Genomic DNA, 22027 nt, shown 5'->3' with positions numbered 1-22027 from the left:
ATTACTCGGCTATCGAAGAAGTTCGGGAGGAAGGAGCTGGTGGAACGGGATCGAAACCGCCGTCGTTCCACGGATGACAACGCCCCAGGCGACGAACGGCCAGCCACCCACCACGCAAGAGGCCATGGTTTTCAATGGCTTCATAGGCGTAACAGGAACAGCTGGGATAGAAACGACAGTGACTGGCCATCAGTGGACTGATGGCGTAACGGTAAAACTGGATCGGAACGAGGGCCAGTTTACGCATCGTGACTGTCTACCCCTGCGGAATTGGCGACCGCTGGAGAGGGCCGACTGCGGACCAGTCGCTTCCAGAGCTTGCCAAAGTGTTGGTGCAATTCTGGGTTTTCCACTTCGCCCAACCCCTTGCGCGCGACGATCACGATGTCCAGGCCAGCCAACAGCTGCTGGTTCAGGCGAAACGAATCGCGCATCAGGCGTTTCAGGCGATTGCGTTGAACGGCGAGCTTGACGCTCTTCTTGCCGATCACCAGGCCTAGGCGCGGATGATCGAGGCCGTTCTCGCGGGCAAGGATAAGCAGGTTTTTCCCTGGAACCTTGCCGGTTGGGGAGTCGAAGACCGCTTTGAAATGCCGGGGTGTAAGCAGTCGCTTTTCCCGACTGAAGTCCTGACTCACCACCTGTGCCGAAAAATCAAATTGCCAGACGCTTACGGCCTTTGGCACGGCGACGCGACAGAACGGCACGGCCGTTCTTGGTAGCCATACGGGCACGGAAACCGTGGGTGCGGGCGCGCTTGATGGTGCTTGGTTGGAAAGTACGTTTCATGGCGTGTTACCTGGGTTGGTCGACAACGGGCCGGAAGGGCCCCCTTTTTAAGAGATCGGCGATTCTAGAGAAAGCAAGGCAATAGGTCAATTTCCAACCAGCCATTCCTTATGGAAGGTCGAATCAGGGTAGATCGAATCTCCCTCGAACGATGGCCGTTTGCCCGCGTGGACAAAACGCAGGCAAACAGAAAAAACAAAGAGGCATATAAAAAGCTTTTTTGAAGAACTTATAGATCTTAGCTGGGCAATCTTCTGTGGATAAGTGCCTCAAGGTCACGTTTTACGAGCTGTACAGAGATCCACAACCTTGTCGGTAAAGGGTGCTCTGGCTGTGCGGGCCATGAGGACAACCTGTGGAGTGAATGGGTGTTTATCCACAGAGGTTTTATCCACAGACCTCAACCCTGGGTTGTGCATAGCCCACAGGTGCGCTTATCCACAGGGCTTATCAACACTGCTTGCGTGATGTAAGCGTCAGTTTTTGGCGGTTTTACCGTGATCGCGATCGCCACCACGTGTGGATAACTGGTCGCCTGCCCGGTACAATGGCGGTTTGTTTTGCCTCATCCGGCTTTCAACTCAGGGGATATCCGTGTCAGTGGAACTTTGGCAGCAGTGCGTGGAGCTTCTGCGCGATGAACTGCCTGCCCAGCAATTCAACACCTGGATCCGTCCGCTACAGGTCGAAGCCGAAGGCGACGAGTTGCGCGTCTATGCGCCCAACCGCTTCGTGCTTGATTGGGTCAACGAGAAGTACCTTGGCCGCCTGCTCGAACTGCTGGGTGAACAGGGCAGCGGCATTGCTCCCGCGCTTTCCTTGTTGATAGGCAGCCGTCGCAGTTCCGCAGCGCGTGCTGCCCCCAACGCACCTGTCAGCGCCGCCGTTGCCGCAACCCTTGCGCAGCAGACGCAGGTGCAGCCTTCGGTGGCTGCGGTTCAGCATGCGAACACTCCAGCGGTCGAGCCAACTCAGGCCGCCGAGGTCGAAGAGCCCTTGAGCCGCGACAGCTTCGACAGCATGAGCGACACCAGCACGGCCCCGAAGGCCAACGGGCGTACCGAGCAGCGCACGGTGCAGGTCGAAGGTGCCTTGAAGCACACCAGCTACCTGAACCGTACCTTCACCTTCGAGACCTTCGTCGAGGGTAAATCCAACCAGCTGGCCCGCGCCGCGGCCTGGCAGGTCGCCGACAACCCCAAGCATGGTTACAACCCGCTCTTCCTTTATGGGGGCGTGGGCCTGGGTAAGACCCACTTGATGCACGCTGTGGGTAACCACCTGCTCAAAAAGAATCCGAATGCCAAGGTGGTCTACCTGCATTCCGAGCGCTTCGTGGCCGACATGGTCAAGGCGCTGCAACTGAACGCGATCAATGAGTTCAAGCGTTTCTACCGCTCGGTCGATGCGCTGTTGATCGATGACATTCAGTTCTTCGCCCGCAAGGAGCGCTCGCAGGAAGAGTTTTTCCACACCTTCAACGCCCTGCTCGAAGGTGGCCAGCAGGTGATCCTCACCAGTGACCGCTACCCGAAGGAAATCGAAGGCCTGGAAGAGCGCCTGAAGTCGCGTTTCGGCTGGGGGCTGACGGTCGCCGTCGAGCCACCGGAGCTGGAAACCCGTGTGGCCATCCTTATGAAGAAGGCCGACCAAGCCAAGGTCGAGTTGCCGCACGATGCCGCCTTCTTCATCGCCCAGCGTATCCGCTCCAATGTGCGTGAACTGGAAGGCGCCCTGAAACGGGTGATTGCCCACTCGCACTTCATGGGCCGCGACATCACCATCGAGCTGATCCGCGAGTCGCTCAAGGACTTGTTGGCGCTGCAGGACAAGCTGGTCAGTGTGGATAACATCCAGCGCACGGTGGCCGAGTACTACAAGATCAAGATCTCCGATCTGTTGTCCAAGCGTCGCTCGCGCTCGGTGGCGCGGCCACGGCAGGTAGCGATGGCGTTGTCGAAAGAGTTGACCAACCACAGTCTGCCGGAGATCGGCGACATGTTCGGCGGTCGTGACCACACCACCGTGTTGCACGCTTGCCGCAAGATCAATGAATTGAAGGAATCCGACGCGGACATCCGCGAGGACTACAAGAACCTGCTGCGTACGCTGACGACCTGATGACCGTCTGCGCAGCTATTTGAAGGCAAGGGACTAGACCATGCATTTCACCATTCAACGCGAAGCCCTGTTGAAACCCCTGCAACTGGTCGCAGGCGTCGTCGAGCGCCGCCAGACCTTGCCGGTTCTGTCCAACGTCCTGCTGGTCGTGCAAGGCCAGCAGCTGTCGTTGACCGGTACCGACCTGGAAGTCGAACTGGTTGGCCGCGTACAGCTGGAAGAACCGGCTGAACCGGGCGAGATCACCGTCCCGGCGCGCAAGCTGATGGACATCTGCAAGAGCCTGCCCAGTGATGTGCTGATCGACATCAAGGTCGACGAGCAGAAGTTGCTGGTCAAGGCCGGTCGCAGCCGTTTCACACTTTCCACTTTGCCGGCCAATGACTTCCCGACCGTGGAAGAAGGTCCAGGCTCGCTGACCTGCCAGCTTGAGCAGAGCAAACTGCGCCGCCTGATCGAACGCACCAGCTTCGCCATGGCCCAGCAGGACGTGCGCTACTACCTCAACGGCATGCTGCTGGAAGTATCCCCCGGCACCTTGCGTGCCGTGGCCACCGATGGCCATCGCCTGGCGCTGTGCGCCATGCAGGCACCGATCGACCAAGCTGATCGTCATCAGGTCATCGTGCCGCGCAAAGGTATCCTGGAGCTGGCGCGCCTGCTGACAGACCCGGAAGGCATGGTCAGCATCGTTCTGGGCCAGCATCACATTCGTGCCACCACCGGTGAATTCACTTTCACCTCCAAGCTGGTGGACGGCAAGTTCCCGGACTACGAGCGCGTTCTGCCTAAAGGTGGCGACAAGCTGGTGATCGGCGACCGTCAGGCACTGCGCGAAGCGTTCAGCCGCACCGCGATCCTGTCCAACGAGAAGTACCGCGGCATTCGCCTGCAACTGGCCGCTGGCCAACTGAAAATCCAGGCCAACAACCCGGAACAGGAAGAAGCGGAAGAAGAGATCAGCGTCGACTACAACGGCAGCTCGTTGGAGATCGGTTTCAACGTCAGCTACCTGCTGGACGTGCTGGGTGTGATGACTACAGAGCAGGTGCGCCTGATTCTGTCGGACTCCAACAGCAGCGCCTTGTTGCAGGAAGCCGGCAATGACGACTCGTCCTACGTTGTCATGCCGATGCGTCTGTAACCCGTAGCAGGCGACATGTCCCTTCGACGTCTCTCGGTCACCGCGGTGCGCAACCTGCACCCGGTGACCCTCTCACCCTCCCCTCGCATCAACATCCTTTACGGCGCCAACGGCAGCGGCAAGACCAGCGTGCTCGAAGCTGTGCACCTGCTCGGTCTTGCGCGCTCGTTCCGCAGCACCCGGTTAAACCCGGTGATCCAGTACGATCAGCCGACCTGCACGGTGTTCGGCCAGGTCGAATTGGCTGAGGGCGGTATGAGCAACCTTGGTGTGTCGCGGGAGCGCCAGGGGGATTTCACCATTCGCATCGATGGACAGAACGCGCGCAGCGCCGCGCAACTGGCAGAGATGCTGCCATTACAGTTGATCAACCCGGACAGTTTCCGGCTGCTCGAAGGTGCGCCCAAAGTGCGCCGGCAGTTCCTCGATTGGGGCGTGTTCCACGTGGAACCCCGCTTCATGGCTACCTGGCAGCGCCTGCAGAAGGCCCTGCGGCAGCGGAACTCATGGCTCCGGCATGGTACACTGGACGCCGTTTCGCAAGCCGCCTGGGATCGAGAGTTATGTCTCGCCAGTGCGGAGATAGATGAATACCGTCGCAACTATATCAAGGCCTTGAAGCCTGTCTTCGAGCAGACCCTGAGCGAACTGGTCGAACTGGACGGGCTGGCCCTGAGCTACTACCGAGGCTGGGACAAGGACCGGGAACTCAATGAAGTTCTCGCGGCCTCCCTGCTTCGCGATCAGCAGATGGGCCACACCCAGGCCGGGCCACAGCGTGCTGATCTGCGCCTTCGATTGGGCGCGAACAATGCGGCCGACATTCTTTCGCGTGGGCAGCAGAAGTTGGTGGTCTGCGCCCTGCGCATTGCACAGGGGCACCTGGTCAGCCAGGTTCGTCGCGGTCAGTGTATTTATCTGGTGGATGACTTGCCGTCCGAGCTGGACGAGCAGCACCGCCGCGCCCTGTGCCGCTTGCTTGAAGAATTGAACTGCCAGGTGTTCATCACCTGTGTAGACCACGAATTTCTGAGGGAAGGCTGGCAGACGGAAACGCCAGTTGCCTTGTTCCACGTGGAACAAGGCCGTATCACCCAGACCCACGACCATCGGGAGTGAAGGCATGAGCGAAAATCAAACGTACGACTCCTCCAGCATTAAAGTGCTGAAAGGGCTGGATGCCGTACGCAAACGTCCCGGCATGTACATTGGCGACACCGATGACGGCAGCGGCCTGCACCACATGGTGTTCGAGGTGGTCGACAACTCGATCGACGAAGCCCTGGCCGGGCATTGCGATGACATTACCGTCATCATTCATCCGGACGAATCCATCAGCGTTCGTGACAACGGCCGTGGTATTCCGGTCGATGTGCATAAAGAAGAAGGCGTTTCGGCAGCAGAGGTCATCATGACCGTGCTGCACGCCGGCGGTAAGTTCGATGATAACTCCTACAAGGTGTCCGGCGGTCTGCACGGTGTAGGTGTCTCGGTAGTGAATGCTTTGTCGGAGCAGCTGGTGCTCACCGTTCGTCGTAGCGGTAAGATCTGGGAACAGACCTACGTCCATGGCGTGCCCCAAGCGCCTATGGCGGTGGTGGGTGACAGCGAAACCACCGGTACCCACATTCACTTCAAACCTTCGGCTGAAACTTTCAAGAACATCCACTTCAGCTGGGACATCCTCGCCAAGCGTATCCGAGAGCTGTCGTTCCTGAACTCCGGCGTCGGTATCCTGTTGAAGGATGAGCGCAGCGGCAAGGAGGAGTTCTTCAAGTACGAGGGTGGCCTGCGTGCTTTCGTTGAGTACCTGAATACCAACAAGACTCCGGTCAACTCCCAGGTCTTCCACTTCAACGTCCAGCGTGAAGATGGCGTGGGTGTTGAAATTGCCCTGCAGTGGAACGACAGCTTCAACGAAAACCTGCTGTGCTTCACCAACAACATTCCCCAGCGCGATGGTGGTACCCACCTGGTCGGCTTCCGCTCCTCGCTTACCCGTAGCCTGAACAGCTATATCGAGCAGGAAGGCCTGGCGAAAAAGAACAAGGTTGCCACCACCGGTGACGACGCTCGCGAAGGCTTGACCGCGATCATTTCGGTCAAGGTGCCGGATCCGAAGTTCAGCTCGCAGACCAAGGACAAGCTGGTTTCCTCGGAGGTGAAGACCGCCGTGGAACAGGAGATGAACAAGTACTTCGCCGACTTCCTGTTGGAAAACCCCAACGAGGCCAAGGCCGTGGTCGGCAAGATGATCGATGCCGCACGTGCCCGTGAAGCGGCGCGTAAAGCACGCGAGATGACTCGTCGTAAAGGTGCATTGGATATCGCTGGTCTGCCGGGCAAACTGGCCGACTGCCAGGAGAAAGACCCTGCCCTTTCCGAACTGTACCTGGTGGAGGGTGACTCCGCGGGTGGTTCGGCCAAGCAAGGCCGCAACCGTCGCACCCAGGCGATCCTGCCGCTGAAGGGTAAGATCCTCAACGTCGAGAAGGCACGCTTCGACAAGATGATCTCCTCGCAGGAGGTTGGCACGCTGATCACCGCACTGGGCTGTGGCATCGGCCGCGAAGAGTACAACATCGACAAGTTGCGCTATCACAACATCATCATCATGACCGATGCTGACGTCGACGGTTCGCACATCCGTACCCTGCTGCTGACCTTCTTCTTCCGTCAACTGCCGGAGCTGGTCGAGCGTGGCTACATCTACATCGCTCAGCCACCGCTGTACAAGGTGAAGAAAGGCAAGCAGGAGCAGTACATCAAGGACGATGAGGCCATGGAAGAATACATGACCCAATCGGCCCTGGAAGATGCCAGCCTGCACCTGGATGAAGCAGCGCCAGCGGTCTCTGGTGTTCAGCTACAAGCACTGGTCAACGAGTTCCGCGGTGTGATGAAAACGCTGAAGCGTCTGTCGCGCCTGTATCCGGAAGAGCTGACCGAGAACTTCATCTACCTGCCAAAAGTTACCGTCGAGCAATTGGCTGACAAGGCGCAGATGGATGATTGGCTCAAGGCGTTCCAGCAGCGCCTGGACAACAGCCAGCGTTCTGGTTTGGCCTACAAGGCTGACTTGCACGAGGACAAGGAACGTAATATCTGGCTGCCGGTAGTTGAAACCACCTCTCACGGCTTGGCCAGCTACGTCACTTTCAACCGTGATTTCTTCGGCAGCAATGACTACCGCAGCGTCGTCGCCCTCGGCGAAAAACTCGGTACGTTGTTGGGTGAAGGTGCATACGTTCAGCGCGGTGAGCGCCGCAAGGCGGTCACCGAGTTCAAGGAAGCCCTCGACTGGCTGATGAACGAGAGCACCAAGCGCCACACCATCCAGCGATACAAAGGGCTGGGTGAGATGAACCCGGACCAGCTTTGGGAAACCACCATGGACCCGACTGTGCGCCGCATGCTCAAGGTAACTATCGAGGACGCCATCGCCGCCGACCAACTGTTCAACACCTTGATGGGTGATGCAGTCGAGCCGCGTCGCGACTTCATCGAAAGTAACGCGCTGTCGGTGTCGAACCTGGACTTCTGATAAGCGGGCAGTAACAGAAAGCCAATCCCCAGGGATTGGCTTTTTTTGCCTTCACGAATGTTCCACGTGGAACTACGAAATCCCCAAGGCCTTTAGTCGACGGTACAACGTACGCTCACTCATCCCAAGATGTTCAGCCAACTCACTTCGAGAACCGTTAAAGGTTTCCAAGGCATGGGCCAGATCCGCCATCTTGTTCCTTCCGCGTCTCCGGTTAACAGACTGCGTTGTAGTCGAATGGATCTCCTCCGGGAGATGCTCCGGGCGAATAAGTCCATCATCAGCAAACAATCGCGCCCGCTCTAGTATGTTTCTGAGCTCGCGAATGTTGCCTGGGAAGGTATGAAGAACGAGGCGTTCGAGTGCCTCGGGGCTAACCTTGGGCGCGTGCTTGCCGGCCATACGTTGCAATAGGCTCTCACAGAGCAACGGCAAATCCTCGACTCTTTCGCGTAGCGATGGCAGGCGAATCGGGAAACCGCTGATGCGGTAGTAGAGGTCTTCGCGGAAGGTCCCTTCAACGGCCATCTCTTTCAATGGCTTGTGGGTGGCTGAGACCAGACGGAAGTCTGAATGGACCGTGCGCGTGCTGCCGACCGGACGGAAGCTTCCGGATTCGATCAGACGTAGCAACTTCACTTGCATGGCCAGCGGCACCTCACCGATCTCATCGAGGAACAGTGTTCCACCGTGAGCCGCTTCGGCCAGGCCGATCTTGCGCTGGGTCGCGCCGGTGAAAGCCCCCTTCTCATAGCCGAACAACTCACTCTCGAACAGTGATTCGGTCAGCCCGGTGCAGTCCACCACCACCAAGGGGCCATTGGCCCGGGGACTGCCCAGGTGCAATGCCCGTGCGAAAAGCTCCTTCCCCGTCCCGGATTCACCCTGGAGCAGGACCGGGATCTGCGCGGGGGCGGCACGTTGCAGACTGGAAACGGCGCTCTTGAAGGACGGAGCCCGGCCGACCAAGCCCTGTTGTTGAGGTTGTGCCGATGCCAGGGTGACGCTGGTCAGCCGCTCGACGAACGCTACCACCCTGCCCTCGCCGTCGAGGATCGGACGCAGTTCCACATCTACATGTTCCGGCCCGCGTGGTGTGTGATGGATGTGCAGGACGCGCTCGGGCACCTTGCTGTCCAGCGATTTTCGCAGCGGGCAGTGCTCACCCGCCTGGTCGCAGGGAACGGCGTAGTGATGGGAAACCCGATGACACTTATCGCCGATTGGCGCGTGTTCCGCGTTGCCGAACTGGCGACGGTAGGCGGCGTTGGCGGCGAGGATGTTGTAGTCGGTGTCCAGCACGATGCTGGGCAGCACATCGTGTTCAAGGTAGGACACCAGCGCGATGATCGCGGGATGGGAAGCGGCTAGCATGACAGCACCAAATGGAGGACCTGGCGAGCGTAGCAAGGACTGCCAATCACTGCCATCGGCTGACAGTCGACTGCCAGGAACTGTCACCTGTGGGTTGCTGGAATGAGGGCTGCTGCTCGCCCTTCACCACACGAGACCGCTCCTACAGGGGGAAGGCGTCTATCTGAAAGGCTGGCATGCATCTTGATAAAGCACCTTCAACTGCCTATGCCTTCAAGGAGGCTTGGGATAACTGGAGAGTGCAATGATCATCGGCAACAACCTTCACGTTGAAGAGTTCTTCGACAAGGCGACCTGGACCATCAGCTACTTGGTCATGGATGGCGAGACGCGGCAATGCGCGCTGATCGACAGCGTGCTGGATTACGACCCCAAGTCTGGGCGTACCTGCACAAGCTCGGCGGACAAGCTGATCGCCCGCGTCGAGGCGCTGGATGCCAAGGTTCAATGGATTCTGGATACCCATGTGCACGCCGACCATCTGTCCGCGGCAGCCTACCTCAAGGCACGGCTGGGCGGCAGCATCGCGATCGGTGCGCAGATCACCCAGGTTCAGAAAGTCTTTGGCACCCTGTTCAACGCCGAGCCGGGTTTTGCTCGTGACGGCAGCCAGTTCGACGTCCTGTTCGAAGATGAAGAAGGATTTCGCATCGGTAACCTGCATGCCCGCGCCCTGCACACCCCTGGACATACCCCGGCATGCATGAGCTACATGGTCGAGGATGCGGGCGAGACTGCCGTGTTCGTCGGCGACACCTTGTTCACCCCCGACTATGGCACCGCCCGTTGCGACTTCCCGGGCGCCAGCGCAAGAACCCTGTACAAGTCGATCCGTCGGCTGCTCGCCTTCCCGGACCAGACCCGGCTGTTCATGTGCCACGACTACCTGCCTGGTGGCCGTGAGCTGCGCTTCGTCACCACCGTGGCCGAGCAACGCGCCGACAACATCCATATTCATCAAGGGGTCAGCGAAGACAGCTTCGTGCAGATGCGCGAAGCCCGTGACAAGACCCTCGACATGCCCGTGCTGATCTTGCCGTCGGTGCAGATCAACATGCGCAGTGGGCAATTCCCCGAACCTGAAGAAAACGGTGTGAGCTACCTGAAGATCCCGCTGAACAAGCTGTAAGCCACGCCGTACCCATAACGAGATTTCCAAGGAACACCGCCATGCCTGCCCTGTCCCCTGCCGATTCCTCCCGTGCCGACCACCACAAGGTGGTGATCGTTGGCGCAGGTGCCGCCGGTATCGCCACCGCCTCCAGCCTGATCGCCCGTGATCCGTCGCTGGATATTGCCCTGATCGACCCCGCCGATGTGCACTACTACCAGCCAGGCTGGACCATGGTCGGTGCCGGTGTGTTCAAGGCGTCGAGTACCGCCCACACCATGGCCGCCACCCTGCCCCGCGATGTGCGCTGGATCAAGGCGCGGGTGGACGGCTTCGATCCCCAGGGCCAACTGGTGCTGCTCGAGGGTGGTCGCGCTGTCAGCTATGAACAGCTGGTGGTCTGCCCGGGTTTGAAGCTCGATTGGAATGCCATCGAAGGCTTGAGTGAGACCCTTGGGCGCAACGGTGTCACCTCCAACTACCGCTATGACCTGGCACCCTATACCTGGCAACTGGTGCAGGACCTCAAGCAGGGGCGCGCCCTTTTCACCCAGCCGCCGATGCCGATCAAGTGCGCCGGGGCGCCGCAGAAGGCGCTGTACCTGTCGTGTGACCACTGGCTGCGCAGCGGCCACCTGGGCAACGTGAGGGCCAGCTTCTTCAATGCCGGCGCGGTGCTGTTCGGTGTGCCGGACTATGTGCCGGCGCTGATGAGCTATATCGACAAGTACGGCGTCGACCTGAACTATCAGCATCGCCTGACGGCGGTGGATGGCGCGAACAAGCGTGCCACGTTCGTGCGCACCCTCCCCGACGGCAGTACCGAGACCCGCGTCGAAGCCTTCGACATGCTGCATGTGGTTCCACCTCAGGTGGCGCCTGATTTCATCCGCCAGAGCCCACTGGCTGACGCGGCTGGTTGGGTGGATGTCGATCCGCATACCTTGCGCCATCGCCAGTTTGGCAATATCCATGCTCTGGGCGACGTGGCCAACACCACCAATGCCAAGACCGCCGCTGCCGCCCGCAAGCAGGCGCCGGTGGTGGCCAACAATGTGCTGGTGGCGCTTGGCCGGCTCGCGACCCTCGCGCAATACGATGGCTACGGCTCCTGCCCGCTGACAGTGGAGCGTGGCAAGATCGTCCTGGCCGAGTTCACCTACGGCGGCAAGCTGGCACCGAGCTTCCCGCGTTGGCTGCTCGATGGCCGCAGGCCAACCCGCCTGGCTTGGCTGCTCAAGGCGCAGATCCTGCCGCCGCTGTACTGGAAAGCCATGCTCAAGGGCCGCGAGTGGCTGGCCCGGCCGCAACCCTTGGTGGTCGAGGCGCAACAGTGATCGAGCAACAACTGCTGGGCGCCGGGCTTGGCGCGATCATTGGCGCGGTGTTGGCGTTGACCGGCGCCGGTGGCGGTATCCTCGCGGTACCGCTGCTGGTGTTTGGCCTGGGGCTGAGCATGGTCGAGGCGGCCCCGATCGGCCTGCTGGCCGTGGGGTTGGCGGCGGCAGTCGGTGCAGTGCTTGGCCTGCGCCAGGGGCTGGTGCGCTACCGGGCGGCCCTGTTCATCGCGCTGATCGGGATTGCCTGCGCGCCGTTGGGCCTGATGCTCGCTCACCGTGTGCCCAACCTACCTTTGGCCTTGGTTTTCGCCGGGGTGTTGGTGTACGCCTGTTTGCGAATCTGGCGCAAGGCAGCACGGGAGCTGCGCGGCGAGTCACCTTGCGGCGAACGGGAGATCATGCCTTGCGTGCTCAACCCGTTGCAGGGGCGCTTGCGCTGGACTCTCCCCTGCGCCCGCGCGCTGGCGTTTACCGGAATGTTGTCGGGGTTGCTGTCTGGCCTGCTGGGCGTCGGTGGCGGCTTCGTGATCATTCCGGCCTTGAACCGCTACACCAACCTGAACATGAAAAGCATCGTCGCCACTTCGCTGGCGGTGATCGCCCTGGTGTCCACTGGCAGTGTGGTCAGCGCCAGCGTGGCGGGCGTGATGCATTGGAGGGTCGGTGCACCGTTCGCCGCAGGGGCGGTGCTGGGTTTGCTGCTGGCGCGGCCATTGGCGAGCAAGCTGGCCGGTCCGCGCCTGCAGCAGCTGTTCGCCATGGTGGGCTGCGGCGCCGCCGTGCTGCTCGCCGGCAAGGCACTACTCGGCTAGCAATTCTTCCTGCTGGGCGGCGCACAGCGCCAGCAGGTAATCCCACACCACCCGCAGGCGCACCGACTTGTGCAGCTCGCGGCGGGTACAGATCCAGTAGCTGCGCTGGATGGTCTCGCTGGGCAGTACGCGTACCAGCTTCGGATCGTGTCGGGCCATGTAGTTGGGCAGCACGGCGATACCCAGCCCGGCCTGGGCGGCGTGCTGCTGGGCGATCACGCTGGTGCTTCTGAACACCACGTTGGGCGCGCGGCAGAAGCTGTTGAGGAACAGCAGTTCCTGACTGAACAGCAGGTCGTCGACGTAGCCGATCCAGTTGTGCCGGGCCAGATCTTCGCGGGTGTTGAGCGACGGCGCCTGATTCAGGTAGTCCTGGCTGGCGTACAGGGCCAGACGGTAGTCGGTGAGCTTGCGGGTGATCAGCAGGTCGGCGTTGGGCCGTTCCAGGTGAATGCTGATCTCGGCTTCGCGGTTGAGGATACTGACGAACCGCGGCACCGCGACCAGTTCCACCTCCAGCCCTGGGTAACGCTGGAACAGTGCCTTCATGCGCGGAGTGAAGAACATGATACCGATGCCTTCGGTCACGCCAAGGCGGATCTTGCCCAGCGGCGTGATGGCCTGGGTGATTTCTTCCTGCGCAAGCAGGGCAACGTTCTCCATGGCTTCGGCGTGCTTGAGCAGGGCCTGGCCGGAGGGTGTGAGTTCATAGCCCTGGGCGTGCTGCACGAATAGCGCGGTGCCCAGGTGCTTCTCGATGCTCTCGATATGCCGGGCGACGGTGCTGTGGGTAGTGTTGAGGCGCTTGGCGGCGCTGAGCAGGCGGCCGCTACGCTGCAACTCGAGGAAAAACCGCAGATCGTTCCAGTCGAACATGCTGATCCCTTGGCTGTTCATTGGCGTCGATTCACTGTAGGAGCGGCTTTAGCCGCGATCATCCGCGCAGCGGATGCCAAGCACCGCGGAGGCTGCATCGCGGCTGAAGCCGCTCCTACAGGATTTGCGCCGATCATTACTCCGGCGCTGTGCTAAAACGCACAACGGCTGCGCGAAATCTCGTGTTTCCTCCGCGAAATTAATCAATAAGATGGATCGGGACAAGAATAATAATCAGGCGCGAGGTTGCACATGCCATCAGCCGATTCTGTCTACGACTATGTGATCGTGGGGGCCGGTCCCGCCGGTTGCCTGCTGGCCAATCGTTTGTCCGCCGACCCATCCTGCCGGGTGTTGCTGCTCGAGGCGGGCGGGCGTGACAACTATCCCTGGATTCATATCCCCGTCGGTTACCTTTACTGCATCGGCAATCCACGCACCGACTGGTGCATGAAGACCGAGGCCCAGCCTGGGCTGAACGGGCGTTCCCTGGGCTATCCGCGGGGCAAGGTGCTGGGTGGCTGTTCGTCCATCAACGGCATGATCTACATGCGCGGCCAGGCTGCCGACTACGACCTTTGGGCCGAGCAAGGCAACGAGGGCTGGGCATGGAAGGATGTGCTGCCGCTGTTCAAGGCCAGCGAGAGTCACTATGCCGGTGCCAGCGACAGCCATGGTGCCGACGGTGAATGGCGGGTCGAGCAGCAGCGCTACAGCTGGCCGATCCTCGATGCCTTTCGCGACGCGGCCGAACAAAGCGGCATCGCCAGGATCGACGACTTCAATACGGGCGACAACGCCGGCTGTGGATACTTTCAGGTCAACCAGCGCAATGGTGTGCGCTGGAACTCGGCCAAGGCGTTTCTCAGGCCCATCCTCAAGCGAGCAAACCTGACTGTGCTGACCGGCGTGCAGGTCGACCAGGTTGTGCTCGGCAACACACGCGCCCGGGCTGTAAGGGCACTGTGGCAAGGTGCATGGCATGAGTTCGCGGCACGCCGCGAGATTATTCTCTGCGCAGGTTCGGTCGGTTCGCCCGGCATCCTGCAGCGCTCGGGGATCGGCCCACGCAAACTGCTCGAAGGGTTGGGCATCGCCGTGCGCCACGACATGCCTGGCGTCGGCGGCAACCTGCAGGACCACCTGCAATTGCGCCTGATCTACCAGATCCAGAACACACGCACCCTTAACCAGATGGCCAACAGCTTGTGGGGTAAGCTGGGCATGGGCCTGCGCTATGCCTACGACCGCAGTGGCCCGCTGGCCATGGCGCCAAGCCAGCTGGGAGCCTTTGCCCGCTCGAGCCCCGAGCAGGCGACCGCCAATCTTCAGTACCACGTCCAGCCGCTGTCACTGGAGCGCTTCGGCGAGCCGCTGCATCGGTTCCCGGCCTTTACCGCGTCGGTATGCAACCTGCGCCCGGCCAGCCGGGGGCGGATCGATATACGCTCGGCGGACATGAATGCCGCGCCGTTGATCGACCCCAACTACCTCAGCGCCCCCGAGGACCTGCGCGTGGCCGCCGATGCCATCCGCCTTACCCGGCGCATCGTCCAGGCCCCTGCCCTGGCTGCCTTCGAACCCCGCGAGTACCTGCCAGGCCCTGCCCTGCAGAGCGAAGAAGACCTGCACCAGGCCGCCGGCCAGATCGGCACCACCATCTTCCACCCGGTGGGTACCTGCCGCATGGGCAGTGGTGCGCTCGATGTTGTGGATAACCAGCTGCGCGTGCACGGTATTCCGGGCCTGCGTGTGGCGGATGCCTCGATCATGCCGCAGATAGTCTCCGGCAATACCTGTTCACCCACGTTGATGATTGCCGAAAAGGCGGCACAACTGATTCTCAAGGGAGCCAACACCCAGGCCAACCTCAGCGACAGCAACGCGATACCGACGCCCTGACCCGGGTGTGTGCAACAGCGGCAGCGCGCGGTCAGCAGCTGCCGGCAGTGGAACAACAAGAATAATCACTGTGGCCCCAGGGCCGAGGACAGCAACGATGTCGGATTACATCCAGGAACAGGGCGCGGCGGCGAGCAGCCCCAGCCACCGTGAGGAACGCAAGATCATTTTCGCGTCATCCCTCGGGACAGTGTTCGAGTGGTATGACTTCTTTCTTTATGGCGCCCTGGCGGCGGTGATCAGCAAGCAGTTCTTTGCAGGGGTCAACGACACCACGGCGTTCATCTTCGCCTTGATGGCCTTTGCTGCAGGCTTCCTGGTGCGCCCGTTCGGTGCCCTGGTGTTCGGGCGGCTCGGCGACATGATTGGGCGCAAATACACTTTCCTGGTCACCATCGTGCTGATGGGCCTGTCGACCTTCGCGGTGGGCCTGCTGCCCACGTACGCCAGCATTGGCATTGCCGCACCGATCATCCTGGTGGTGCTGCGCATGCTCCAGGGCCTGGCGCTGGGCGGCGAGTACGGCGGCGCGGCCACTTACGTGGCCGAACACGCGCCGCCCGGCAAGCGCGGTTTCCACACCGGCTTCATCCAGTCCACCGCCACACTCGGCCTGCTGTTGTCGCTGATCGTGGTCCTGGCCAGCCGCTACATCAGTGGTGATCAGTTCGAGACCTGGGGCTGGCGCCTGCCGTTCCTGCTGTCGATCGTGTTGCTGGCGATCTCCACCTGGATCCGCATGAGCATGCACGAGTCGCCAGCATTCGTGAAAATGAAAGCCCAGGGCAAGATAAGCAAGTCGCCGATCCGCGAATCGTTCACCTCCTGGCCGAACCTCAAGGTGGTCCTGACCGCGCTGTTCAGCATCAACGCCGGGCAAGCGGTGACCTTCTACACCGCACAGTTCTATGTGCTGTTCTTCATGACGCAGATGCTCAAGATGGACCCGGCCCAGGCCAACACCCTGTTGATCATCAGCGTGGTGATCGGCGCGCCGTTCTTCGTGTTCTTCGGCTGGCTGTCGGACCGCATCGGGCGCAAGCCAATCCTCATGGTCGGGCTGTTGCTGGCCACCGTGTGCTACTTCCCGATGTTCAAGGCGCTGAGCCATTACGCCAACCCGCAGATCGACGCCGCCAGCCGGGAAGCGCCCATCGTTGTCAGCGCCAACCCGCAAGGTTGCACCTTCCAGTTCGACCCGGTGGGCAAGGCCCGTTTCGACAGCCCCTGCGACAAGGTAAAGACCTTCCTGGTCAAACAGGGCCTGCCCTACAGCTCGGTCGAGGCTGCCGGCAGCGAAGTGCAGGTGAGTATCGGCGACAAGACCATCAACGGCTTCGACGAGGCGGCCATGCGCAGCGCCATCGAAGCGGCTGGCTATCCGGCCAAGGCGGACCCGGCGCATGTGAATCAGGTGATGGTGGTGGTGTTGATCGTTGCCATGATCCTGATCGCCACCATGACCTACGGGCCACTGGCGGCGGTAATGGTCGAACTGTTCCCGACGCGAATCCGCTATACCTCGATGTCCCTGCCCTACCACATCGGCAACGGCTGGTTCGGTGGCTTCCTGCCAACGGTATCGTTCGCGTTGGTGGTGTACACCGGGGATATTTTCTATGGACTGTGGTATCCGGTGCTGATCACCGGGGTGAGCCTGGTGGTGGGGATCTTCTGCCTGAAAGAGACCCGGGATGTGGATATCGACAAGGTCTAGGCAGTACAGATGACACTGCGTGGGAGCGGGCTTGTCCCGCGATACCGGCACAGCCGGTGCCATCCATCGCGGGGCAAGCCCGCTCCCACGTACTCGCTAAGCCACCATCAAACGAGCACAAAAAAACCGGCGTAAAAGCCGGTTTTTTTATAGCGCGAAAAAACTTATGCACGATTTTCGCAAAAACGTCATACATGGAAATAAACAGCTAATTCAACCACTTAGCATATCTTGACGATCATCCATGCAAAACTTGCTAACAAGTTATCCACAGATCGTCAGGCTGGCTGCTGCTCCGGGTTTTCCGCCAGCGGCGGCAGCGAACCCATGGCACGCTGGGTCGCTTCGTTCCAGGCCTGGGCGCGGTCGTTCAGCTCGGCGATGGCACGTGGGCCAGTGCCCACTGCATACATCGGTTCACCGATCACCACCTCGATGGTGCCCGGGCGCTTGCCCCAGCCTTCACGCGGCCAGAACTTGCCGGCGTTGTGGGCAATCGGCAGTACCGGCAGCCCGGCGTTGACCGCCAGGGCGGTACCGCCGCGGGAAAACTTGCCGATCTGGCCATGGGGCACACGGGTGCCTTCGGGGAAGATCAGTACCCAGGTGCCCTGCTTGAGCAGCTCGTCGCCCTGGCTGGCGACCTGGCGCAGTGCCTCTTTGGGGTTCTTGCGATCGATGGCGATCGGCCGCAGCATGGCCATGGCCCAGCCGAAGAAGGGCACATACAGCAGTTCGCGCTTGAGCACCTGGCTCAGCGGCGAGAAATATGCGGAGAGCAGGAAGGTTTCCCAGGTGCTCTGGTGGTTCGACAGGATCACGCAAGGTACTTTCGGCACGTTCTCGGCACCGGTGATCTTGTAGTCGATGCCCAGGACCGTGCGCACCAAAAACAATGCGCAGCGGCACCAGTACACGTTGATGAACTTGTAGCGCTTGGGGAACGGCAGGAAGGGCGCGACGAAGAAGCTCAGCGAGCACCACAGTAGCGAACTGGTGCCCAACAGCAGGTAAAAAAGAAAGATTCTGATCGCCTGCAGGATCGACATAGTGGCATGTACCGTTGCGGGGCGTGCCCGCCTAATGAAAAGTGCGCCACTCCAGGCGCACTCATTTAAATAAGTTCTCTGGCGATAGCCGCCAGATCGTCGAAAATCAGTGTAGTTTGCGCGACGCCTTTTTCCAGGGTCCTCTCGCCCTTGCCGGTTTTAACCAGCACGGGTTGTGCATCGACGGCCAGGGCCGCCTCCAGGTCACCTTTGCTGTCACCGACGAACCATACGCCAGCCAATGGCACCTGGTAGTGCTCGGCAATCGCCAGCAGCATGCCGGGCTTGGGCTTGCGGCAATCGCAGCCTGCGTCCGGGCCGTGCGGGCAATGCACGATCAGGCCGACCTCGCCACCCTGCTCGGCCACCAGGGCGCGCAGGCGCGCATGCATGGCCTCGAGGGTTTCCGGCGAATAGTAGCCGCGGGCAATGCCGGACTGGTTGGTGGCCACGGCCACCGTCCAGCCCGCCTTGCTCAACTGCGCGATAGCCTCGATCGAGCCGGGAATGGGGACCCACTCCTCCAGCGACTTGATATAGGCGTCGGAGTCGTGGTTGATCACTCCGTCTCGATCAAGAATCAGCAGTTTCAACGACTTACCCCAGCAGCGAGATATCGGCCACGCCCAGGAACAGGCCGCGCAGGCGGCTGAGCAGGGCATAACGGTTGGCGCGTACCTTGGCGTCCTCGGCGTTGACCATCACCGCCTCGAAGAAGGCGTCGACCGGGTCGCGCAGGGCGGCCAGGCGGGCCAGGGCTTCGCTGTACTGGCGCGCGGATGCCATCGGTTGCACGGCCTGGTCGGCCTGCTGGATGGCCGAGTACAGGGAGAACTCGTTGGCGTTGTCGAAGTACTTCGGCTCGACCTGGTCGGCGATGGCACCTTCGGCTTTACCCAGCAGGTTCGACACGCGCTTGTTCGCTGCCGCCAGGGCTTCGGCTTCCGGCAGTTTGCGGAAGGCCTGCACGGCCTGCACGCGCTGGTCGAAGTCCAGCGCCGAGCCCGGCTTCAGGGCACGCACCGACAGGTAGGTGGAGACGTCGATGCCTTCGTCCTCGTAGCGGGCGCGCAGGCGGTCGAAGACGAACTCCAGTACCTGTTCGGACAGGCCGGCGGCCTTGACCTTGCCACCGAACTGCTTGACCGCGAACTCGACCGCGACATTCAGGTCCAGGTCGAGCTGCTTCTCGATCAGGATACGCAGCACGCCCAGGGCGGCACGGCGCAGGGCGTATGGGTCCTTGCTGCCGGTGGGCAGCATGCCGATGCCGAAGATGCCGACCAGGGTGTCGAGCTTGTCGGCGATGGCCACGGCGGCACCGGTGAGGGTCTGCGGCAGCTCGGCGCCAGCGCCGCGCGGCATGTACTGCTCGTTCAGCGCCAGGGCGACGTCTTCCGGCTCGCCATCGTTGAGGGCGTAGTAGTAGCCGGCGATGCCTTGCATCTCCGGGAACTCACCGACCATTTCCGAGGCCAGGTCGCACTTGGACAGCAGGCCGGCACGACCAGCGTTGGCGGCGCTGCCACCGATGTACGGAGCAATGAAGGCGGCCAGCTTGGAGACGCGCTCGGCTTTTTCGAACACGGTACCCAGCTGAGCCTGGAACACCACGTTCTTCAGGCGCTCGTTGAAGCTTTCCAGGGGCTGCTTCTTGTCTTGCTTGAAGAAGAACTCGGCGTCGGTCAGGCGCGGGCGCACGACCTTCTCGTTGCCCTGCACGATCTGCTTGGGGTCGCGGCTCTCGACGTTGGCCACGGTGATGAAGCGCGGCAGCAGCTTGCCTTCGCTGTCCAGCAGGCAGAAGTACTTCTGGTTGTCCTGCATGGTGGTGATCAGCGCTTCCTGCGGCACCTCGAGGAAACGCTCCTCGAACGAGCACACCAGCGGCACCGGCCACTCGACCAGGGCGGTCACTTCGTCCAGCAGCGCCGACGGCACGATGGCCGTGCCTTCCTGCTGCATGGCCAGCTCTGCGGTGCGCTTGCTGATCAGCTCCCGACGCTCGGCAAAGTCAGCCAGCACGTGGGCCTTGCGCAGGTCCTCGACGTAGTTGGCCGGGGTAGTGATGAGTACGTTTTCCGGGTGGTGGAAGCGGTGGCCACGGGATTCACGGCCGGCTTTCTGGGCCAGGATGGTGCAGTCGACGACCTGATCGCCCAGCAGCATCACCAGCCACTGGGTTGGGCGCACGAACTCTTCACGGCTGGCGCCCCAGTGCATGCGCTTGGGGATCGGCAGGTCGTTGAGCGAATCCTCGACGATGGTTGGCAGCAGGCTGGCAGTGGCCTTGCCCGGAATGTGCTGGGAGAAGCGCAGCTTCGGGCCGCTCTGGTCGATGTCCGACAGTTCGACGCCACACTTCTTGGCAAAGCCCAGGGCGGCCTGGGTTGGCTGGCCTTCGGCATTGAACGCGGCCTGCAGGGGCGGGCCGTCGATGTTGATGCTGCGGTCCGGCTGCTGCACGTCCAGCTGGCTGATCAGCACGGCCAGGCGGCGCGGCGCGGCGTAGACATGCTTGCCGGTGTAGTTCAGGCCGGCGGCCTGCAGGCCTTTCTCGATACCGGCGAGGAAGGCGTCGCCCAGCGACGCCAGGGCCTTGGGTGGCAGCTCTTCGGTGCCCAGTTCAACCAGGAAATCTTGAGCACTCATTGAGCAGCCTCCAGCTTAGCCAACACTTCGTCACGCAGTTCAGGGGTGGCCATCGGGAAGCCCAGGCGTGCGCGAGCTTGCAGATAGCTTTGCGCCACGTCCCGGGCCAGGGTACGTACGCGCAGGATGTAGCGCTGACGCTCGGTCACCGAGATGGCGCGGCGGGCGTCCAGCAGGTTGAAGGTGTGCGAGGCCTTCAGGACCATTTCGTAGGTCGGCAGCGGCAGGTCCAGCTTGATCAGGCGGTTCGCTTCGCTTTCGTAGAAATCGAACAGTTCGAACAGCTTCTCGACGTTGGCGTGCTCGAAGTTGTAGGTCGACTGCTCCACTTCGTTCTGGTGGAACACGTCGCCATAGGTGACCTTGCCGAACGGGCCATCGGCCCACACCAGGTCGTAGACCGAGTCCACGCCCTGGATGTACATGGCCAGGCGCTCCAGGCCGTAGGTGATTTCACCCGTGACCGGGTAGCACTCGATACCGCCGACTTGCTGGAAGTAGGTGAACTGAGTCACCTCCATGCCGTTCAGCCAGATTTCCCAGCCCAGGCCCCAGGCGCCGAGGGTTGGCGATTCCCAGTTGTCTTCGACGAAGCGAATATCGTGAACCAGCGGGTCGATGCCGATGGCCTTCAGCGAGCCGAGGTACAGCTCCTGGAAGTTCGCCGGGTTTGGCTTGAGCACCACCTGGAACTGGTAGTAGTGCTGCAGGCGGTTGGGGTTTTCGCCATACCGCCCGTCGGCGGGGCGACGGCTGGGCTGCACGTAGGCGGCGTTCCAGGTCTCCGGTCCCACGGCGCGCAGGAAGGTAGCGGTGTGGAAAGTGCCGGCGCCTACTTCCATATCGTAGGGCTGAAGCACCACACAACCTTGAGCTGCCCAGTAGTTCTGCAGGGCGAGGATCAGGTCTTGGAAGGTACGCACGGCTGGCGTAGGCTGGCTCACGAAATTCACCTGTATCTGGGGATGCGGATGTAAAGAGCGGGAGTATACCCGATTCGCCTCGCCCTCTACGTTATTGGAGCCTTATGCCACGCTGCTTTTGGTGTTCCGACGATCCGTTGTACCAGGCCTATCACGACCACGAGTGGGGAACGCCGCAGCGCGACCCGGCGTTGCTCTTCGAGATGCTTTTGCTCGAAGGGTTCCAGGCGGGGTTGTCGTGGATCACGGTATTGAAGAAGCGCGAGCGCTATCGCCAGGTGCTGGAAGGTTTCGACCCGGTGAAACTGGCGCGTATGAGCGACGAACGCATCGAAGAGTTGATGCAGGATGTTGGCATCATCCGCAACCGCCTCAAGCTCAAGGCTGTGCGCCGCAACGCCCAGGCCTGGCTGGCTGTGGATAACCCCGCCGAGTGGCTATGGTCGTTCGTCGGCGGTGCGCCGAAGATCAACCATTTCCAGGGTCGTGGCGACGTGCCGGCGGTCACCGACGAGGCCAAGGCCATGAGCAAGGCCCTGCAGAAGGCCGGCTTCACTTTTGTCGGGCCGACCATCTGCTACGCCTTCATGCAGGCCACCGGCATGGTCATGGACCACACCACCGATTGCGATCGCTACGCCGCCTTGTTGCGCTGAGGGGTTACAATGCGCGC

General features: G+C 61.3%; 19 protein-coding genes. 10 read left to right on the top strand and 9 right to left on the bottom strand.

Going from position 1 to position 22027, the window contains the following annotated elements; all coding sequences use genetic code 11:
- Position 1: 1 nt before the first annotated feature.
- From yidD to rpmH, 3 genes are read right to left on the bottom strand one after another with little or no spacing between them, the layout of a single operon-like run.
- Positions 2-247, bottom strand: a complete 246-nt coding sequence (yidD, locus tag ACVWY1_RS03010) for a membrane protein insertion efficiency factor YidD (RefSeq protein ID WP_011536514.1) — start codon at positions 245-247, stop codon at positions 2-4.
- Entirely contained in the window at positions 240-641 is a 402-nt protein-coding gene (gene rnpA, locus ACVWY1_RS03005; RefSeq protein WP_102683383.1) for a ribonuclease P protein component, read from the bottom strand. Before rnpA ends, yidD begins: the two co-directional genes overlap by 8 nt.
- Positions 642-654: 13 nt before the next feature.
- Entirely contained in the window at positions 655-789 is a 135-nt protein-coding gene (rpmH, locus tag ACVWY1_RS03000; RefSeq protein ID WP_003253163.1) for a 50S ribosomal protein L34, read from the bottom strand.
- Between the two features lie 594 nt (positions 790-1383).
- Between rpmH and dnaA the strand changes: the two genes are divergently transcribed.
- From dnaA to gyrB, 4 genes are read left to right on the top strand one after another with little or no spacing between them, the layout of a single operon-like run.
- On the top strand, positions 1384-2910 hold the full coding sequence (gene dnaA / locus ACVWY1_RS02995) for a chromosomal replication initiator protein DnaA (RefSeq protein WP_277502399.1): 1527 nt from the start codon (positions 1384-1386) through the stop codon (positions 2908-2910).
- Between the two features lie 40 nt (positions 2911-2950).
- Positions 2951-4054 (top strand): DNA polymerase III subunit beta, encoded by a 1104-nt coding sequence (gene dnaN / locus ACVWY1_RS02990; protein ID WP_102683381.1) that lies wholly within the window; start codon positions 2951-2953, stop codon positions 4052-4054.
- Positions 4055-4069: 15 nt separating this feature from the next.
- Positions 4070-5173, top strand: coding sequence for a DNA replication/repair protein RecF (gene recF / locus ACVWY1_RS02985; protein WP_277502398.1), 1104 nt, complete (start codon positions 4070-4072; stop codon positions 5171-5173).
- A gap of 4 nt (positions 5174-5177) precedes the next feature.
- Positions 5178-7598, top strand: a complete 2421-nt coding sequence (gene gyrB, locus ACVWY1_RS02980; RefSeq protein WP_110696882.1) for a DNA topoisomerase (ATP-hydrolyzing) subunit B — start codon at positions 5178-5180, stop codon at positions 7596-7598.
- Between the two features lie 72 nt (positions 7599-7670).
- On the opposite strand, the gene ACVWY1_RS02975 is transcribed toward gyrB, so the two are convergent.
- Entirely contained in the window at positions 7671-8972 is a 1302-nt protein-coding gene (locus ACVWY1_RS02975) for a sigma-54 interaction domain-containing protein (RefSeq protein WP_198754083.1), read from the bottom strand.
- Positions 8973-9216: 244 nt separating this feature from the next.
- Here ACVWY1_RS02975 and ACVWY1_RS02970 point away from each other — a divergent pair, with 244 nt between their 5' ends.
- Genes ACVWY1_RS02970 through ACVWY1_RS02960 form a run of 3 tightly spaced genes read left to right on the top strand, consistent with a single transcriptional unit; the run spans position 9217 to position 12235 of the window.
- On the top strand, positions 9217-10101 hold the full coding sequence (locus tag ACVWY1_RS02970) for an MBL fold metallo-hydrolase (protein ID WP_139674720.1): 885 nt from the start codon (positions 9217-9219) through the stop codon (positions 10099-10101).
- Between the two features lie 41 nt (positions 10102-10142).
- Positions 10143-11420: an NAD(P)/FAD-dependent oxidoreductase gene (locus ACVWY1_RS02965; RefSeq protein WP_111531923.1), complete on the top strand. Its 1278-nt coding sequence runs from the start codon at positions 10143-10145 to the stop codon at positions 11418-11420.
- Positions 11417-12235 (top strand): sulfite exporter TauE/SafE family protein, encoded by an 819-nt coding sequence (locus ACVWY1_RS02960; RefSeq protein ID WP_430944185.1) that lies wholly within the window; start codon positions 11417-11419, stop codon positions 12233-12235. Before ACVWY1_RS02965 ends, ACVWY1_RS02960 begins: the two co-directional genes overlap by 4 nt.
- On the opposite strand, the gene ACVWY1_RS02955 is transcribed toward ACVWY1_RS02960, so the two are convergent.
- Positions 12224-13111 (bottom strand): LysR family transcriptional regulator, encoded by an 888-nt coding sequence (locus ACVWY1_RS02955; RefSeq protein WP_102683375.1) that lies wholly within the window; start codon positions 13109-13111, stop codon positions 12224-12226. The two genes, ACVWY1_RS02960 and ACVWY1_RS02955, sit on opposite strands and share 12 nt — an antisense overlap.
- 252 nt (positions 13112-13363) lie before the next feature.
- Here ACVWY1_RS02955 and ACVWY1_RS02950 point away from each other — a divergent pair, with 252 nt between their 5' ends.
- Both ACVWY1_RS02950 and ACVWY1_RS02945 read left to right on the top strand, forming a co-directional pair.
- Complete coding sequence (locus ACVWY1_RS02950) at positions 13364-15013, top strand: GMC family oxidoreductase (protein ID WP_277502396.1); 1650 nt, start codon at positions 13364-13366, stop codon at positions 15011-15013.
- Positions 15014-15110: 97 nt separating this feature from the next.
- Positions 15111-16730 (top strand): MFS transporter, encoded by a 1620-nt coding sequence (locus ACVWY1_RS02945; protein ID WP_277502395.1) that lies wholly within the window; start codon positions 15111-15113, stop codon positions 16728-16730.
- 278 nt (positions 16731-17008) lie between these two features.
- Here the strand turns inward: ACVWY1_RS02945 and ACVWY1_RS02940 are convergent, their stop codons facing one another.
- From ACVWY1_RS02940 to glyQ, 4 genes are all read right to left on the bottom strand, one after another.
- Positions 17009-17779 carry a lysophospholipid acyltransferase family protein gene (locus tag ACVWY1_RS02940; RefSeq protein WP_102683373.1) on the bottom strand — a complete coding sequence of 257 codons (771 nt, stop codon included), beginning with the start codon at positions 17777-17779 and terminating at the stop codon, positions 17009-17011.
- 65 nt (positions 17780-17844) lie between these two features.
- A complete protein-coding gene (gmhB, locus tag ACVWY1_RS02935; RefSeq protein ID WP_277502394.1) occupies positions 17845-18372 on the bottom strand; it encodes a D-glycero-beta-D-manno-heptose 1,7-bisphosphate 7-phosphatase in 528 nt (175 codons plus the stop codon).
- 4 nt (positions 18373-18376) lie between these two features.
- On the bottom strand, positions 18377-20431 hold the full coding sequence (glyS, locus tag ACVWY1_RS02930; RefSeq protein ID WP_457377755.1) for a glycine--tRNA ligase subunit beta: 2055 nt from the start codon (positions 20429-20431) through the stop codon (positions 18377-18379).
- Complete coding sequence (gene glyQ, locus ACVWY1_RS02925; RefSeq protein ID WP_023629852.1) at positions 20428-21375, bottom strand: glycine--tRNA ligase subunit alpha; 948 nt, start codon at positions 21373-21375, stop codon at positions 20428-20430. The genes glyS and glyQ overlap by 4 nt, the downstream gene beginning before the upstream one ends.
- An 83-nt stretch (positions 21376-21458) precedes the next feature.
- Between glyQ and ACVWY1_RS02920 the strand changes: the two genes are divergently transcribed.
- On the top strand, positions 21459-22010 hold the full coding sequence (locus ACVWY1_RS02920) for a DNA-3-methyladenine glycosylase I (protein WP_277502392.1): 552 nt from the start codon (positions 21459-21461) through the stop codon (positions 22008-22010).
- The last annotated feature ends 17 nt before the right edge of the window (positions 22011-22027 follow it).

The sequence above is a fragment of the Pseudomonas sp. TE6288 genome, assembly GCF_054062095.1.
Note: the sequence above shows the minus strand (reverse complement) of the source record. Positions and strands in the feature narration are given on the sequence as shown.

Bases quoted from the DNA above. Each gene is read 5' to 3' on its own strand.
- ACVWY1_RS02965 (WP_111531923.1), top strand. From the start codon at position 10,143: ATGCCTGCCCTGTCCCCTGCCGATTCCTCCCGTGCCGACCACCACAAG.
- dnaN (WP_102683381.1), top strand. From the start codon at position 2,951: ATGCATTTCACCATTCAACGCGAAGCCCTGTTGAAACCCCTGCAACTG.
- recF (WP_277502398.1), top strand. From the start codon at position 4,070: ATGTCCCTTCGACGTCTCTCGGTCACCGCGGTGCGCAACCTGCACCCG.
- ACVWY1_RS02970 (WP_139674720.1), top strand. From the start codon at position 9,217: ATGATCATCGGCAACAACCTTCACGTTGAAGAGTTCTTCGACAAGGCG.
- ACVWY1_RS02920 (WP_277502392.1), top strand. From the start codon at position 21,459: ATGCCACGCTGCTTTTGGTGTTCCGACGATCCGTTGTACCAGGCCTAT.
- ACVWY1_RS02940 (WP_102683373.1), bottom strand. From the start codon at position 17,779: ATGTCGATCCTGCAGGCGATCAGAATCTTTCTTTTTTACCTGCTGTTG.
- glyS (WP_457377755.1), bottom strand. From the start codon at position 20,431: ATGAGTGCTCAAGATTTCCTGGTTGAACTGGGCACCGAAGAGCTGCCA.
- ACVWY1_RS02950 (WP_277502396.1), top strand. From the start codon at position 13,364: ATGCCATCAGCCGATTCTGTCTACGACTATGTGATCGTGGGGGCCGGT.
- ACVWY1_RS02975 (WP_198754083.1), bottom strand. From the start codon at position 8,972: ATGCTAGCCGCTTCCCATCCCGCGATCATCGCGCTGGTGTCCTACCTT.
- rpmH (WP_003253163.1), bottom strand. From the start codon at position 789: ATGAAACGTACTTTCCAACCAAGCACCATCAAGCGCGCCCGCACCCAC.
- yidD (WP_011536514.1), bottom strand. From the start codon at position 247: ATGCGTAAACTGGCCCTCGTTCCGATCCAGTTTTACCGTTACGCCATC.
- ACVWY1_RS02945 (WP_277502395.1), top strand. From the start codon at position 15,111: ATGTCGGATTACATCCAGGAACAGGGCGCGGCGGCGAGCAGCCCCAGC.
- ACVWY1_RS02955 (WP_102683375.1), bottom strand. From the start codon at position 13,111: ATGTTCGACTGGAACGATCTGCGGTTTTTCCTCGAGTTGCAGCGTAGC.
- gyrB (WP_110696882.1), top strand. From the start codon at position 5,178: ATGAGCGAAAATCAAACGTACGACTCCTCCAGCATTAAAGTGCTGAAA.